This is a genomic window from Sulfitobacter sp. M05, from assembly GCF_029285175.1.
GTDB lineage: Bacteria > Pseudomonadota > Alphaproteobacteria > Rhodobacterales > Rhodobacteraceae > Sulfitobacter.
In genome coordinates this window covers 1,183,508-1,199,553 of the sequence record NZ_JABEDH010000001.1, presented here as the reverse complement: position 1 = coordinate 1,199,553, position 16,046 = coordinate 1,183,508, and the positions used below count along the sequence as shown (strand labels likewise).

The 16,046-nt window shown below is 57.6% G+C and carries 14 protein-coding genes; 3 read left to right on the top strand and 11 right to left on the bottom strand.

Annotated elements, in window-relative coordinates:
* Positions 1-52: 52 nt before the first annotated feature.
* On the bottom strand, positions 53-502 hold the full coding sequence (locus HKX44_RS06025; RefSeq protein WP_276150371.1) for a paraquat-inducible protein A: 450 nt from the start codon (positions 500-502) through the stop codon (positions 53-55).
* On the bottom strand, positions 499-1,533 hold the full coding sequence (alr, locus tag HKX44_RS06020) for an alanine racemase (protein ID WP_276150370.1): 1,035 nt from the start codon (positions 1,531-1,533) through the stop codon (positions 499-501). Before alr ends, HKX44_RS06025 begins: the two co-directional genes overlap by 4 nt.
* Before the next feature lie 242 nt (positions 1,534-1,775).
* Between alr and HKX44_RS06015 the strand changes: the two genes are divergently transcribed.
* The gene (locus HKX44_RS06015; RefSeq protein WP_276150369.1) at positions 1,776-3,098 is read left to right on the top strand and encodes a dienelactone hydrolase; all 1,323 of its coding nucleotides are present in this window, start codon (positions 1,776-1,778) and stop codon (positions 3,096-3,098) included.
* A 143-nt stretch (positions 3,099-3,241) separates the two neighbouring features.
* Here the strand turns inward: HKX44_RS06015 and HKX44_RS06010 are convergent, their stop codons facing one another.
* From HKX44_RS06010 to HKX44_RS05970, 9 genes are all read right to left on the bottom strand, one after another.
* Positions 3,242-4,738, bottom strand: a complete 1,497-nt coding sequence (locus tag HKX44_RS06010) for a replicative DNA helicase (RefSeq protein WP_276150368.1) — start codon at positions 4,736-4,738, stop codon at positions 3,242-3,244.
* A gap of 169 nt (positions 4,739-4,907) precedes the next feature.
* On the bottom strand, positions 4,908-5,585 hold the full coding sequence (locus HKX44_RS06005) for an orotate phosphoribosyltransferase (RefSeq protein ID WP_276150367.1): 678 nt from the start codon (positions 5,583-5,585) through the stop codon (positions 4,908-4,910).
* A gap of 68 nt (positions 5,586-5,653) precedes the next feature.
* A complete protein-coding gene (gene pyrC, locus HKX44_RS06000) occupies positions 5,654-6,688 on the bottom strand; it encodes a dihydroorotase (RefSeq protein WP_276150366.1) in 1,035 nt (344 codons plus the stop codon).
* Positions 6,689-6,721: 33 nt separating this feature from the next.
* A complete protein-coding gene (locus HKX44_RS05995; RefSeq protein WP_276150365.1) occupies positions 6,722-7,678 on the bottom strand; it encodes a phosphoadenosine phosphosulfate reductase in 957 nt (318 codons plus the stop codon).
* A gap of 103 nt (positions 7,679-7,781) precedes the next feature.
* Entirely contained in the window at positions 7,782-8,831 is a 1,050-nt protein-coding gene (locus tag HKX44_RS05990; RefSeq protein ID WP_276150364.1) for a glycosyltransferase family 2 protein, read from the bottom strand.
* Positions 8,831-9,523, bottom strand: coding sequence for an FkbM family methyltransferase (locus HKX44_RS05985; protein WP_276150363.1), 693 nt, complete (start codon positions 9,521-9,523; stop codon positions 8,831-8,833). Before HKX44_RS05985 ends, HKX44_RS05990 begins: the two co-directional genes overlap by 1 nt.
* 1 nt (position 9,524) lies before the next feature.
* Positions 9,525-11,909, bottom strand: a complete 2,385-nt coding sequence (locus HKX44_RS05980; RefSeq protein WP_276153698.1) for a glycosyltransferase family 2 protein — start codon at positions 11,907-11,909, stop codon at positions 9,525-9,527.
* Positions 11,878-12,540 (bottom strand): sulfotransferase, encoded by a 663-nt coding sequence (locus HKX44_RS05975; RefSeq protein ID WP_276150361.1) that lies wholly within the window; start codon positions 12,538-12,540, stop codon positions 11,878-11,880. Before HKX44_RS05975 ends, HKX44_RS05980 begins: the two co-directional genes overlap by 32 nt.
* Positions 12,537-13,556 carry a glycosyltransferase family 2 protein gene (locus HKX44_RS05970; protein WP_276150820.1) on the bottom strand — a complete coding sequence of 340 codons (1,020 nt, stop codon included), beginning with the start codon at positions 13,554-13,556 and terminating at the stop codon, positions 12,537-12,539. Before HKX44_RS05970 ends, HKX44_RS05975 begins: the two co-directional genes overlap by 4 nt.
* A 231-nt stretch (positions 13,557-13,787) precedes the next feature.
* Between HKX44_RS05970 and HKX44_RS05965 the strand changes: the two genes are divergently transcribed.
* Together HKX44_RS05965 and HKX44_RS05960 are read left to right on the top strand one after the other, a co-directional pair.
* Complete coding sequence (locus HKX44_RS05965) at positions 13,788-14,696, top strand: MoxR family ATPase (protein WP_276150360.1); 909 nt, start codon at positions 13,788-13,790, stop codon at positions 14,694-14,696.
* A gap of 60 nt (positions 14,697-14,756) precedes the next feature.
* Entirely contained in the window at positions 14,757-16,010 is a 1,254-nt protein-coding gene (locus tag HKX44_RS05960; protein WP_276150359.1) for a VWA domain-containing protein, read from the top strand.
* Positions 16,011-16,046 lie beyond the last annotated feature (36 nt).

The window sequence follows — 16,046 nt, the reverse complement described above, 5'->3', positions numbered from 1 at the left end:
CAAATGCCACAGTTAATCCGTGGTTTGTTTCTGAATTCGGCGCAATCAATCGCTAATCCAAAGATTGTCCTGTTTTCCAACTGATCCACAGCGAGGTCAGAATGCAACCGGTGAACAAGTATAGCCCCCATGCGACCTCGATCCGGCCCAGACCAATGCCTTTGGACAGGGTAATATAAAGTGCGATCAAAAAGATGTCTGCCATCGCCAGCTTGCCCAAGACATTCAGCGCTGGCAGGGCAACGCGGCTCAGCAGGCCGAAATGCACCAAGGCCAGCGCGATTGTTTTGAGGTAGGGGGCAAAGAGCGCAAACAGTGTGACCACCAGCGCCAGAAAGATATCCGAGGCCCAAAGCGATTGCAGCCCGGTCAGCACCGAGATTTCGTTGAGGGAAAATAGCGGCAGCAAACCGGCCCGCATCAACGGGGCCCACCATGCGACCGGATAGGCCACCAGCAGGCCAAGGTTCAGGATGGTGATGATCCTGTTGTGCCGGCTCACGTCAGATAAACACGATCATAGCGCGCACCCAGCGATGTCAGGATTTCATATCCGATTGTCCCGGCAAATCCGGCCACCGTATCAACGGACTGGTGCAGGCCGATCAGCTGCAAATGTTCAGGTACTTGCGACAGGCGGCTGATATCCACTGTGATCATATCCATAGAGACCCGCCCGATCACCGGCACTGGCTGGCCGTCATATGTCAAGGTTGCGCCTTGGCCCATAGCGCGGATCAACCCGTCGGCATAACCGGCCGCAATGGTGGCCACGCGGGTTTCTGTCTTGGCGACAAAGGCATTGGCATAGCCGACACTTTCCCCCGCTGCCACATCGCGAATCTGGATCACGGGAATGTCCAGCGTGACCACTGGCGTGGCATCAATAAATGGCAGGCCACCATAGAGACCGACGCCGGGGCGGGTGATGTCAAAGTGGTACTTCTCGCCCAACAGGATGCCGCCGGTTGCCGATAGGGATCTTGGAATATCAAGGCCTTGCGTCATATCGTTAAAGCAATCAAGTTGCATCTGGTTCATCACGTGGTCAGGATCATCCGCACAGGCCAGATGTGACATGATCACCACGGGCTGCTGGGCAACCGCAATGTCGCGCACGGCAGACCATTCCGCAGGCTCCATCCCCAGCCGGTTCATACCGGTGTCCAGCTGTATCCCGAAAGGATGGCCCGGCAGGGCCTCGACATGGGTCAGCAACTGGTCGACAGAGTTGATCATCGGGGTTAGGGCCGCCGAGCGGATCATGTCCGCATCTCCCGGCATATGGCCCGAAAAGACGCAGATGTCCGGGCCGGACCCAAGTGCGCGGCGCAATGCGACACCTTCTTCGGCAGCGGCCACAAAGAACCCGCGTGCGCCGGCATTGGCCAGTGCCGGACCAACCTTGGCGATGCCCAGCCCGTAAGCGTCGGCCTTGATCACAGCAGCGGTTTCACTGTTGGTCATCTTGTCCAGTGCCTGCCAGTTTGCGGCGATCGCCGTGAGGTCGATCGTCAGGGTCGCGGTGGTCATGGTGCTAGGGTCCTGTGGCAGTTGGTACGGGCAGGGGCGGGATGTGGCCCGACCTGTGACTGACTTAACCAAATCGGGCAACAGGAACAAGCAGGCCCAAGGGCTGCGCGCAAGGCAGTGACGCTGAACCGTAATACATTCCTGTGATGTTAATATGCGCTGATGGGATGCAACGTCACGGAATCGATACTTGCCCTACAGTCATCCCCGCGCAAGGCTGTGCCCAACCTGAGGAGGAAAACATGCTGAAGACATCTTTGAACAGAGCCCCGATTGCCGTGGCGCTTGGCCTTGCCGCAACCGCTGGCTTGGCGGAAAACCGCATCGACACCCAATTGCCCACCGCCCCGGAACTGGCCGCCTACGGGGCGCTGCCTGTTGGGGTGCGCCAACTGGACATGGTAAATCCGGGCCAGATCGACATTTTGTCCATCGATCCGGCTGCGGATAAACCGGCAGAGCTGCCGACCTATGATCGTCCGCTGACTGTCGAAATGTGGTATCCTGCGGCTGAGGGTGCAACGGGGGACACCAGATTGAAGGCCTATCTGCGCGATGGCACCACCGAGGTTTCCCTGACAGGTCGTGCCCTGCGCGATGCCACCCCGGCAGCGGCGGTAGGCTATCCGCTGGTACTGATCAGCCATGGGTATCCCGGCAACCGTTTCTTGTTGTCGCATCTGGCTGAAAACATCGCCTCCAAAGGGTATGTTGTGGCCTCGATTGATCACACTGACAGCACTTACCGCACACAGGCCGCTTTCGGCTCTACCTTGGTGAACCGTTCGCTGGACCAGCTGTTCGTGCTGGAGGAGATGGTCAAACTGGCGGCGGAGGGCGGTGATTTTGCAGGTCTCTATGACGCGGATAACACGGGCCTTATTGGGTATTCCATGGGCGGATACGGTGCGATTATCACAGCAGGCGGCGGTGTGACCGAAGCGTCGGTTGCGTATCCTTGGGGTGGGCCGCATGGCACCTTGGGCATCCACCAAGCTGGCAGTGCGACCCATAAGGAGCTGCCGGACCCACGGATCAAAACCGCCGTTGCCATCGGCCCTTGGGGGATGAACACGGGGTTCTGGGACGCCGATGGGCTGGCCGGTATCGGCATCCCGATGTTGTTTATCGCAGGGTCGCAGGATTCCGTATCGCTGTACGAAAAAGGGGTGCGTGCGATTTGGGAAAATGCCTCAGACCTGCCACATGCCCTACTGACCTTTGAAAATGGTGGTCACAACACCGCAGCCCCGATGCCGGCCCCTGCCGAAAGTTTCTACTTCAACGAAGACAAGGGGTTTGACATCTCGTCGCATTACACAGACCCGGTTTGGGACACGGTCCGCATGAACAATATCGCCCAGCATTTTGTGACGGCCTGGCTGGATCGTGGCCTGAAAGCGGATGCTGACAAAGGGGCCTATCTTGAGCTGATCGAGAACTCCAATGGTGGTGTCTGGTCAATGAATGAGGACGGCACCCCCAAGGCAGACCATAGCGCATGGAAAGGCTTTGCCCAAGGCACGGCGGTTGGCTTGCGCTATGAGGTTAAGTCGGTGGACTGATTTCAGGCGGTTTGCGTGGTAACTTTTCAGTAAGGTGGACTGTGTTGCGCAAATCTATGGGAAACCACGGCTTTTCAAAGTGAAACCTCTGCCCGGTTTGGGTAGAGGTTGCTTTTTGTCCTGTGGAGAAAATCAACCCAAGGTTAGAATTCCTGCTCGCCACCGCCCTGTTGCCAAGGTTTGGCAAGGTTACCAAACCGGGTGAAACGCCCTTCAAAGCTCAGCTCGACTGTGCCGATGGGGCCGTGGCGCTGTTTGCCGATGACAACCTCGGCGCGGCCATGCAGCCGTTCCATATCTTCTTGCCAGCGGGCCATCGCCTCAAGGTCGTGATCGCCAGGCTTTTCGCGTTCTTTATAGTATTCCTCGCGGAACACGAACATCACAACGTCGGCGTCCTGTTCGATCGATCCGGATTCCCGCAGATCGCTCAGCTGCGGGCGTTTATCTTCGCGGTTTTCGACCTGGCGCGACAGCTGCGACAGGGCGATTACGGGAATGTCCAATTCCTTGGCAATCGCCTTGAGGCCCATGGTGATTTCCGAGATTTCATTGACCCGGTTGTCGGATTTCCCGGTGCCGCGCACCAGTTGCAGATAGTCGATGATCAACACGTCCAACCCGTGGGTCCGCTTCAGACGGCGCGCGCGCGCGGCAAGCTGGCTGATTGGCAGGGCAGGCGTGTCGTCGATATAAAGCGGACAGGCCTCCAGCGCCTTGGCCGCATCGACAAACCGGCGGAACTCGGTTTCTGACATATCGCCTGAGCGGATCTGCTGAGACGGGATTTCGGCCGCTTCGGATAGGATACGGGCGGCCAGCTGTTCGGCGCTCATTTCCAGCGAGTAAAACCCGACAACCCCACCCTCGACGGCCCCTTCTGAGCCATCGGCAAGCCGGCCACGTTTGTAGGCCTTGGCGACGTTAAAGGCGATGTTGGTCGCAAGCGAGGTTTTCCCCATGGAGGGACGACCCGCAAGGATCAGCAAGTCAGACCGGTGCAAACCGCCCAGCTTGCCATCCATGTCGATCAGGCCGGTGGAGACACCTGACAGCCCGCCATCGCGTTGATAGGCTGTATTGGCCACATTAACTGCGTCGGTTACCGCTTTGAGAAAGCTCTGAAATCCACTTTCTGTCTGGCCTTGCTCGGCCATTTTGTACAGCTCTTGCTCGGCTTCGACGATTTGTTCGCGCGGCTCGGATGAGACGTCGACTTGCGCGGCCTTGGCAGAGATATCGCGGCCCAATTGGATCAGGTCGCGACGCACCGCCAGATCATAGATCATCTGGGCATAGTCACGCGCGGCAAAAGCTGAGATCGCAGCACCGGCCAGACGGGCAAGATAGGCAGGGCCACCCAATTCTTTCAGCCCCTCGTCGTCTTCCATAAACGCCTTGAGGGTCACGGGCGAGGCGAGGTTGTTCTTGGCAATGCGTTGGGATGCGATGTCAAAAATGCGGGCATGTACAGGGTCGTAGAAATGTTTGGGCCCGATGATCGCAGCGATGCGGTCATAAATATCGTTGTTGGTCAGAATTGCGCCCAGAAGCTGCTGTTCGGCCTCGATGGAGTGCGGCATCGTTTCCGGTGCCTGCACGGCAATATCATTCGCGTTCAGTGACGTGATTTCGTTCATTGGTTCACCCGTTTTCCCACGGCATCGTTTAAAGTGCGCGAGGCGATCGCGCAAATTGTATGTTTTGTGGATAAGACGCAAAAGCCGTGACTGCCACAACATCTTGCCTCAAGAGTGCTGTCGCGGTCAATATCGGGTGTTATTAGGGCGCGTCAAATTTGCGCAGGCGCTACTTCTTATGGCGCTCCTGCCATTCGGTTGGCGCGTTCAAAAAGGCTTCGACCTCTCGCAGGGTGGTGGCGTCAAAAGCGTTTTGCGCCTTGGCTTCGGCCAGAACGTCCCACCATGTGCAAAGGCTGTGCAGTGCGATCCCGTGATCGCCAAGGGTCTTTTCCGTCTGCGGGAAGATGCCATAGTAGAAGATCACAGCGGTATGGGCACAGGTGGCCCCGGTTTCGCGGATGGCATCAACAAAGCTGAGTTTCGAGCCGCCGTCAGTGGTCAAATCTTCAACCAGCAGTACGCGTTGGCCCTCGGTCATATCCCCTTCGATACGGGCGTTCCTGCCGTAACCTTTGGGCTTTTTGCGCACATAGGTCATCGGCAGGGCCATACGTTCTGCCACCAGAGCGGCGAAGGGAATGCCTGCGGTTTCGCCGCCAGCGATGTTGTCAAAGGCCTCGAAACCGGCGTTGCGCATGACGGTGACGGTCAGAAAATCCATCAGCGTGCTGCGGATACGCGGATAGCTGATCAGCTTGCGGCAATCCACATAGGTCGGGCTGGGCAGACCGGAAGACAGGGTAAACGGGTCTTTGGAGTTGAAATTCACCGCCTTAATCTCAAGCAACATGCGGGCGGTCAGGCGGGCCAATTCGGCGGCATCAGGGTAGCTGGAAGGGATCATGCATGTTCTCCGGATGATGATTGTGTGGCTCTGGCCTAGGGGTGGTATTCCACAGAAGGCTGGCGTGATTAGGTAACGGACCAATTCAGCGGCATATCAGGGTCAAATACGGTGACAGGACCGTCTGGCGTTTCGATATGTGTTGGATATTCAGGCGCTTGCCGCGTCAGGGTGATGGTGTCCTCGTTCACGGGCAGGCCGTAGTACGTGGGGCCATTGCGGCTGGCGAAGGCCTCAAGATGCTCCAGCGCGCCGTCTTGTTCAAAGACTTCAGCGAGGATCGACATGGTGTTTATTGCGGTGAAACACCCTGCGCAGCCACAGGGCAACAGCTTATTGGCGTCAGTATGAGGGGCGGAATCCGTGCCAAGGAAATATCGTGCATCGCCAGATGTTGCAGCGGCGCGCAGGGCAAGGCGATGGACCTCGCGTTTGGCGACCGGCAGGCAATAATAATGCGGCTTGATACCACCGGCCAGAATATGGTTCCGGTTGATCACCAGATGATGGGTTGTGATGGTCGCCGCCAGATTTTTGGGTTGCGATTTCACATAATCGACGGCATCGGCTGTGGTGATATGCTCCATGATCACGCGCAGATCGGGATGTTTGCGGCGGATCGGGTCCAGCACACGGTCGATAAACACGGCTTCGCGGTCAAAGATATCCACGTCGCTGTCGGTAACTTCGCCGTGGGTGCAGAGAGGAAGGCCAATCTCGGCCATCTTTTCAAGGGTTTGCGCGACATTATCAAAGTTGGCAACGCCGCTGGACGAATTGGTGGTGGCCCCGGCTGGATAGAGTTTCACGGAATGGATCAGACCGGCAGCATGGGCGGCGGCCACGTCTTCGGGATCGGTATTTTCGGTCAAATACAGGGTCATCAGCGGAGAAAACCCGCTACCCTCGGGCAGAGCCGCGACAATCCGGTCACGATATGCAGTTGCATCCGCCATAGTTACTACGGGCGGCACCAGATTGGGCATGATGATCGCACGGGCGAAATGGGCGGATGTGTGAGGCAAAACAGCGCGCAGCATATCGCCGTCGCGCAGATGCAGGTGCCAGTCGTCAGGACGGCGGATCGTCAGTGTTTTTGTCATGGGTGCGGCGGTAGCACAGCTATCTTCGCAGGACTAGTCCTGATCTGCTTCGCTTTGCGCGGCGGCAGCGCGGGCGTCATGCAATTTGCGCAATGTGATCCTGAATCGCGGTGCCCGCATCCGGGCTGATACATTGGCACATAGGGCTTCGACCAAACCAGTGCGCCCTTCGGACTCGAATGTGTCCAACAGGTTGCGCAGATACGGGCGGTAATCACGGCGCGCGCGATAGAGTTCGGCAAAGAACGGTACGGTCAATTCATCTGTCGCCACAGCCTGTAGCAACGGTGCCCATGTGCCCATCTCCAAAAGGTCGGTTTGCAGGGCATTGCCCATAAACCGCATACGGAATTTATCGACGTTGGGGCGGGTAAACATGGCGGCGTGCATGGCGTCCAGCTGTTCCCGCGGATCATAGATGACATAGGCCCGTTCCGCCGCATCCAGCATTTCCGGGGCATAGCCGTATCGGGTGGTAAAATCCTGTGCCCGCATGTCGGTGAAACGATCGTCCCACTCGGTCAGGCGCGGATCAAGTGTCGCCTGTGGCTGGATTGCCAGCACACGTGCGCCCGGCGAGGCCACAGAAAAGGCTGCCGCCGCATAGGCACAGGGGCCTGCACCGTAGAAAATCACTGTGTCGAATTCGTCAAAGAAGCCGTCGTCAATCAGGCGGTCGAAATAGCCATAGACCGATTGATCGCGAAACCAGGTGTCGCCGTTGCTGGCCAGACATAGGTGTGACCAGCCGTAATCGCGTAGCATTTCCCACCCCAGCGGCTGGCCCATATCCGAAAGCGCATGCATGCCTTGCAAGGTTTCAAAGGTCACCAGCAGGGTGTTGCCCTTCTCGACAAAAATCGCGTGGTGACGTCGGCCCAGTGGTTCCAGATAGCCATCTTCGTCGACAATCTGTTCGACGGTATCCAGCCATTCCCGCCGAGGCAGGTCTAGCAAAGAAGTCTCTAGTGTTGGCGTTGCATCTGTCATGGCCACGTCCTCAAATCCACGTATCGCTTTTGGATGTGCGATTTAAAGGCCGTGCTACAAGTGTAATGCGGCAGAAATTAGAAAAATTAGCGCCGAAACGGTGCTATTCAATCTTACGGTGCAGCGCTGCGCGGGCGTGACGACTGAGGAATTGCGCGGTCTTTTGCGGCAAGGGCTGGGTTGGCGGCGTCATCAGAAGCCGGCCAAAGAGGGCGCGAAACGCATCTTGTTTCAACAACTCTGAAAAGCGGGTCTTGCGCCATTGAACGGCTTGACTGTGCAAGGACGTTAGGGTGGCGTCCTCTTCCAGTGCCGCGCGTTCGGCTGCGCGTTGCGGGGCCAGCGACTGGATCGTTGTATCGGTATCTGTGTTAAAGTTACGATCGACAAAATAGTCGAGTCCCAACATGTCGTCCGCATGTACGGCGCGGCCACGATCGGCCTTCAACACATAGGATTCTAAGGCGCCCAGCGGGTAATGGTTCAGCTGTGCCAGAGCGTAATTGTCCTGACCGTAGTTGGAAAAGATACGCTTGGTCTTGAAGGGATCGGGCAGGGCGCGCCCACTGCCATCACGCCAACGGGCCTCTTGCAAGCGGGTTTTGTCAGGCGCGCGCGGGCGATGCACACCGGGTTTTTTGTAGGTGCCATCGTTGCGGTACAGCGTCTTGAACATCGCCGCACGCCACGGCCAGTGCAGCACCACCGGCGCGCATTTGGTAAATGTGTCAAGGATCGGGATGTCCTGATACCGGGACTGCCCAGAGGTGCCAAACAACCGCCATGTCAGGGTGATGGCGCTGGCGTCGGGCAGAGCGGCGTGCAGGGCTGCCAATGTGTGATCCCCGGTGTGGATGTTGACAAATTCGTCCACATCCAGCGGTAAAATCCATTCGGCCTGTTTGACCTGCGCCATATTGGCCGCCGCTTTCATGGCGGTGAACTGGATGCCGCCTTTGTCATAAGGACCGGAGTTGCGCACATGGGTCAACAGGCCCATCTGCGCCAACCGGTCCAGCATCAGGTCAGTGCCATCGGTGCAATCATTTGAAAAGACAAGAAAATCATCAAATCCAATAGCACGGTGGTGGGCCAGCCATTCCAATAGAAAGGCCGCCTCGTTTCGCACACAAAGGATTGCAAGATGGCCCATTACCAGCGGTTACGGAATGCAACCACCTTGCCCTCGGAGCCGCGGTGGTAATAGGTCAGGCCGGCATCCATAAAGGCGCGAAACACTTTTTGAATACCTTCGGGGCCGATCCATTGCGGATGGGTTTCAATGATCGCGGCGCGCAGACCGGTCAGGTCGATTGACGGGATCAGATCAACCTCGGCCCCTTCGATGTCACAGATCAACACGCTTGCCCCGATGTCTTTGAAGGTGGATTTCGCCTCCAGCACGTCAACCTTGACCGCGGGGGGATCGACTTCGCCTTCCAAAATCTCCATGGATGAGCCCAGCATCGGGTCGCGCACATAAAAGTCGACCTTGCCCTTGCGCGGTCCAAGGATGGCATTGGTGACATGGGCGTTGGTGACGCCGTTCACTTCGTGGACCTGTTTCATGTAAGGGATCAGATTGGCGTTTGCCTCAAACACATGCACGGATTCGATCTTGCGTTTAGTGGCAACCAATGTGGACATATAGCCGATGCCGCCGCCCAGTTCGACAACCACGTCACCGGCACGCACCACCCGCAGCGCGGCTTCGCTTTCTTTGCGTTCATAGACGCCACGGCGCAGCATCCGGCGGATCTTGCCCTGCATGATTTCGGGGTGGCGTGGGAATTTCATGCCACGCGACATGATGAATTCACTGTTTTTCCGTGTCTCGCCGTCCATGTCAGCTCTCCATATCCAGAGAAAGCGCATAGGCTACACGCTCTGTTTCATTCAGTTTTACGTCTAGGGCCTGACTGTAAAGCTCGGCAAATTCCGGTTTGCCATGCAGCTCCGCGGCCTTGGCCTTGTGCCAGGCAAGCCCGTCCCGATGGGCCTGTCTCAGTTTCGAATCCTGCATCAGGCGGTCATATTCAGCGCGCAGGCGCGGGATGTTGCGCTTGATCGTGAGGTCACGGAAATCGGACCAATCCATACGAATCCAATAGTTGATCCCGATCGACCGGTCCACATGCAGGGCGCGCCCGCGCTGACGTTTGATCAGGAAGCTTTCGGCGCTGCGCAGGGCGTAGTGATTCAATTGCAGCAGGTCATAGCCGATGTTTTTCTTGGAAGATCGCCAGCCGTTATGGGCGGCATCGCCAGTCATGTCCTGACCCGATCCGTTCACCCATTTAACCTTACTCTCGAATTTCTCGTCCAGCTTGTTGGGACGGTGGCAGGAAATCTTGGCATAGGCGCCGATGTTGCGGAACATGGTCTTGAAACCCCAGACGGTATGCGGCTTGGGACAGTATTTCGGGGCGCAGGCATCAAACTGCTCGATCACAAAATCATCCGCCAGCTGCGTGACGCCATTATGGCCGAACAACCGCCAGGTCATTGCGATATTGGTGGCATCGGGCACGGCGGCAAATAGATCATCCAACGTGCCGTTGCCTGTGCGCACGTTCATGAATTCATCCACGTCAATATGCGCGATCCACTCTGCGTTCTGGATCAGCGGCTCTTTCAGTGATTTGTTCAGCGCATGTTGCTGGGGGGAATTGCCCTTCCAGTTGTCATTGTTGCGATGTTCAACAATGCCCATTTCCATCAATCGGTCCAGCACGTCGTCGGTGCCATCACTGCAATCGTTTGTGTAGATCAGGAAGTTATCGACCCCCATGGCCCGGTGATAGGCGATCCACTCCACGATATAAGGTGCTTCGTTTTTCATACAGCCGACAATCACATTGCCGGTGCTGCCGTCCTTAAGGGGGCGGGGCGGTATGGCGGAATAGGGCGCGGCCAGCTCTTCCTCGTTCACCGTCCCCTGATTGTTGTGCGGTTTGAACTGGGTCGACATTACCATCTGGTGGTTGACCTTGACCCGGTTCAGCAAGCGTTTGTTGGCCTCTTGTGTGGCCTTGTCCGTGGTTTCGCCTGCCAGAATGCTGTCGAATTTTTCTGCGGCTTTTCGTGCCGCTTCTGCTTCGGCACGTTTGTCTGCCGCCGAAGTCGAGGCCTTGCGCAGGGCATGGGAAAAGGCAGCCAGATACTGGCTGGCGCGAAATCCCATTGTCGGCTCGGCCTCTTTCCACGGTTCGCGTGGCGGATCAGGGCGCAGCACGTTTTCCAGATCGGGAAATCGTTTGACCAGAGCGGCATTATCTGCGGCGAAGTGGTCGGACACCACAGCAAGGCTGCCCGCTTCAATTGCGGTCCCGGTTGTGCGCACGTTTTTGTGGACCTGGGTCCAGATGTCGCGCGGGATGATCATGTCGCGGACTTTGCCGTACCGGATCAACATATCGTTCATTTGCCGCATACGGGCCAGCGAGGCGGCCGGTTCTGCCCGTGCCGGGCGGTCGGTGCCGACTTTGCCAAAGGTGTTCTTGATGCCCAAAGCATTACAGACCACATCCATCCCGGCATCCGAGCCAAGCATTGTCTGATCAAGGGGGCGCAGCGCTACATTGCCTTTGCCAAAAACCTCTTCCCATAGGTTTAGCAGGGTCTGGTAGTCCAGCCAGCAAGGCGGCGCGTGAATGTCGTCAAAGACACCAAACAGCGGTTCGCTCCTTCCCCGCATAGCCAATGCGCCGGCCCACCAGTCTGTTTGTTCGGCCAGTGCCATTTCCTGATCCAGCGGGGTGTCGCGGCCTTCAAGCACGGCAAAGCTATAGTGCTGTGCCAAGAAGCGGGCCTGTTCCTCTACATGGGCAACAATACGGATGTGATTGAAATAGGGGGTAATCAGTTCGTGCAGCCGTGCGATTTCGTTGGGGGAGAACAAAAGGTTGCCCAGTTGCGCCGAAACCAAGACCACATGTTTGCCCGCCATCTGAGGCAGTTCTTTTTCAAACAGGTTGATAAACTCTGCGGTCAGGGTCTGTTGTACCAGTGGATTGTCTAACCCGCGCCGGTAGCGCAGCATGGTGATTTCGCCGGCCTCGGCGCAGGCGGCATAAAGGCGCACATGGTTCCATGCCGGGGCGATGATCCCCTTTTTGGCCAAGGGCCCGGATTTTTCCTTGAGCAGGCTGCGAAAACGCATGGCGGACTTTTCGGTCGGCCCGATCAGCAGGGTAAGGTCAGGTTTCGACATGATCATTGCTTTCGCCATCCGGTGCTTCTTTCCGGCGGATATTCATATTGGCTTTGCCCCACCACGGCAGTTCAAGGCGCAGGAACCTGCTGATCCGCAGATGCACATCCTTTTCCTCCAACTCGTAGGCGAGAAAGTTCGGTGAGCGGCCAAAGAAGCGGCAGCAGAAATCATAATGCCCGTTAACCCATTGCGTCAGGTTTTCGACGTTGCCGCCATAGGGGCGGGGAAGGCCGGGCACGTCGTTACGTGGCAGGCGGACCTGACCCAGATTGTTCCAGCCCATGATGCTGTTTGCAACCGCTGTCGGGTCACGCATTGATAACAGGAACTTGGCCCCCGGGTGATGTTTCAGAATGGCCCCCAACATGCCGCTGTCGGTTTGGGGCCACATGCTCAACTTGCCATTGATTGCGCTCATTTCCGTAATGGCATGAAATTCGTCAAACCGCGCCAGCGGGTCGCCGCTGTCAAAGTAATCCTCATACATCAGTGGCGCGATCAGCTGGTCCTTGAGGTCTTCGCGAAAGGTCTGCGCGTCGCGAATGCGCCAGTCAATGACGTTCAACCCAGCACGGCGCAGGGCGGTGGCAAGGGTGGTCGTGCCCGATTTGGGCAGGCTCAGGCTGATGATGGGGTTCGGGATCACGCGCCTGTCAGCTCCTTGAGAATAGAAGCTTCAGCATCGCTGAGGTGGGATGCATTGCGCAGCTGTTCGCGCATCTGCTGATAGCTTTCCTGCGCCAGCAGGCTGTCGCGTTTCTCGCGGTGCAGGGCCACGGCCCGGGCGTGCAAATCTGCCACGCCCTCCAGCGCCATCAGCCGTGCCATTTCTGCCCGCAGAGCGGTTTCATAGCGCAGAATGCTGTTGTCGAAATAGCCCGGATCATTGCGTTCGCGCCAATAGCTGTCGTCGAAAGCACGGTGTTCGCGGTTCACGTCCCCGCGGTCATTCTTGACCAGATAACTATCAAGCGAGCGCAGGGCATAGTGGTTCAGGGTGGCGTGGTGACGGGCGTCACGGGCCGGAAAGGCGCGAATGCGCCGCTTGCCTGCGGCCTTGCGGAACGGTGGCGGCACCTGCCGGCCTGATCCGTCGGTCCATGCCGGTTTCGCTTTTTCATCATCGTGGAAGGGCCGGTGGGCACCAAAATACTCGGTTGGAAAATCGCGCCGTACCAGTGATTTCACCTCGATTGCCGTATCCGCGCCCCAAATGTCGGGGTTATGGCTGTTCAGGAATTGTGTAATGACGGGTTCGTCCACATAGCTCTCAACCCCATTGTTGGCCATGAACTGAAAGGTAACTGAAATTGCCTGTGGATTGTTGCAGGCGTCAATCAGGTCTGGAATGGTGTGATCCCCTGTATGAATGTTCAGGAACTCGTCAACGTCGGCAATCCAAACCCAATCGGCTTGTTTCACCAAAGGATGGCGGCGCGCGGCTTTCAAGGCTTGCATCTGGTAATTGCGGTTGGTTGCGGGGTTTGGCAAATGCGCCAGCAGACCGTGGCTTTCCAACTGGTCCAGCAGCAGGTCGGTCGCATCCGTGCAATCATTTGAATAGAACAAGAAATCCGTTACGCCAATACAACGGTTAAAGGCGATCCATTCCAGCAGGAAAGGCCCTTCGTTCTTGACGCAAGTGACAGCTGTGATGCGCAAATCTGCCATCACCCGCATATCCGGGGGAAGTTGATACTCGTTTCCATGTCCGCCTCCGGGTTCGGGAATACAATGCCCCGGAACCTCTGTTTCTTTTCCCAGACTATGCCAGCCTGTCCGAATCGCGTCAATCTGGGAAGCAGTCCCAGCACAGGGCGTGACAATTAGGCAAATCGGATGACTTGACCCCGGCGCGCGCAGATGCACCTTTGGCATATCAGGGGGAATGCAATGACTGAAATGACAAGCATTGATACGGTGCAGGAGATGCTCGGCAATCAGGGGTATATCTGTGGCCGTGATCTTGGCACCGTGATGTTCCTGAGCCTGCGCTTGGGCCGACCGCTGTTTCTGGAGGGCGAGGCAGGGGTTGGCAAAACCGAGATTGCCAAGGCGCTGGCCGCGGGATTGAACCGGAAATTGATCCGCTTGCAATGTTACGAAGGGCTTGATGCCTCTTCGGCGGTCTATGAATGGAATTTCCCGGCACAAATGGTTGCGATCCGTGCCGCCGAAGCCGCAGGTGGTGCAGATACAGAGGCACTGACGGCTGATCTGTTTAGCGATAAATATCTGATCGAACGCCCGCTGCTTGAGGCGATGCGTCCGGATGAAAACGGCGCGCCGATCCTGTTGATTGATGAGTTGGACCGCACCGATGCCCCGTTTGAGGCCTTCCTGCTCGAAGCGTTGAGCGACTTTCAGGTCACTATCCCCGAAATGGGCACAATCACAGCACCGCATCCACCGATCGTCATCCTGACCTCGAACCGCACCCGCGAAGTGCATGACGCGTTGAAACGCCGATGCCTGTATCACTGGGTGGATTATCCTGATTTTGATCGCGAGATGGAGATTTTGCAGGCCCGTGCGCCCGAGGCTGCTGAAAACCTCAGCCGCGAGGTGGTCGCCTTTGTGCAGCAACTGCGAACAGAGGATTTGTTCAAGAAGCCCGGCGTAGCTGAAACTATTGACTGGGCAAAATGCCTGCTGGCGTTGGATGTGATCACTCTCAGCCCCGAAGTCATCGCGGATACGCTGGGTGCGATCCTCAAGTATCAGGATGACATCGCCAAATTGCAGGGCTCCGAAGCCAAACGCATTCTGGATCAGGCCAAAGCAAGCCTCGATCCAGCATGATCCTCTTTTTGGCCTTAAATACTGCGGAGGTTTGGAGGTGGAACCTCCAATCAACCATTTATGGTTGAACATATACCCCTCGACCTGCCGGATGATCCCAAACTTGCGGGTAATATCACCCATTTTGCCCGCGCCCTGCGCCGCGCGGGTCTGCCCATCGGGCCGGGTCGTGTTATTGACGCGATCCGCGCGGTCGAGGCGGCGGGGTTTTCGGACAAGCGCGACTTTTACTGGACGTTGCACGCCTGTTTTGTGAACCGCCCCGAGCACCGCACTGTTTTTGCCCAGCTGTTCCGGCTCTATTGGCGTGATCCACGCTATCTTGAGCATATGATGGCTGCGATGCTGCCAGCCATCCGCGGGGTGCAGGAAGATCGCCCCGCCAAGGCGGCTGAAAAACGCGCAGCCGAGGCGCTGCTGGATGGGGCAGAGGCCCCGCCCAAAGAGGAAGAGGCGGAAACACCAGAGGAGGATGCGTTGATCGAGGTCGACGCCAGCTTCACCATGTCATCTACGGAACGGTTGCGGACGCTGGATTTTGAACAGATGTCACTGGCGGAAATGGCCGAGGCCAAGCGCATGTTGGCGCGGCTCAGCCTGCCGGTGAAACCCCTGCCGTCGCGGCGGGCGATGGCCGCCCCGACAGGCCGGATTGATGCTGCCCGATCTCTGCGGGCGGCTCTGCGCCGTGGTGGCGAGATGCAGCAATTGGCGTTCAAGACACCACGTCCGCGCTATCCCAACCTTGTGGTGCTGTGCGATATCTCCGGATCAATGAGCCAGTACAGCCGTGTGATCCTGCATTTCCTTCATGCGGTCAGCAATGCCAAAGGGGCGGGGTGGGCGCAGGTCCATGCTTTTACCTTTGGCACCCGGCTCACGAATATCACGCGGCATTTGGCGACACGTGACGTTGATGCGGCACTCGCGGCGGCAGGGGCAGAGGCGCAGGATTGGGAGGGCGGCACGCGGATTGGGGCTTCTATTGAAGCGTTCAACCGCGATTGGTCGCGCCGTGTGATGGGGCAGGGCGCGGTTGTTTTACTGATCACGGACGGGCTGGACCGGGATGCCCCCGACGATTTGGCACGCCAGATGCAGCGGCTGCATTTGACGGCACGGCGGGTGATCTGGCTCAATCCTCTGCTGCGCTGGGACGGGTTTGCGCCCAAGGCGGCGGGTATCCGTGCGATGTTGCCTCATGTGGACAGTTTTCGCGCGGGCCATTCGATTGCCTCGCTTGAGGAACTGGCGCAGGTGATTTCGCGTACCGATGATATGGGCGAGAAAGCACGGCTGATGGCGGCTGTTTGAGCATCCCACCTTGGCGCTTTGTGGCTTGTGGGGGAC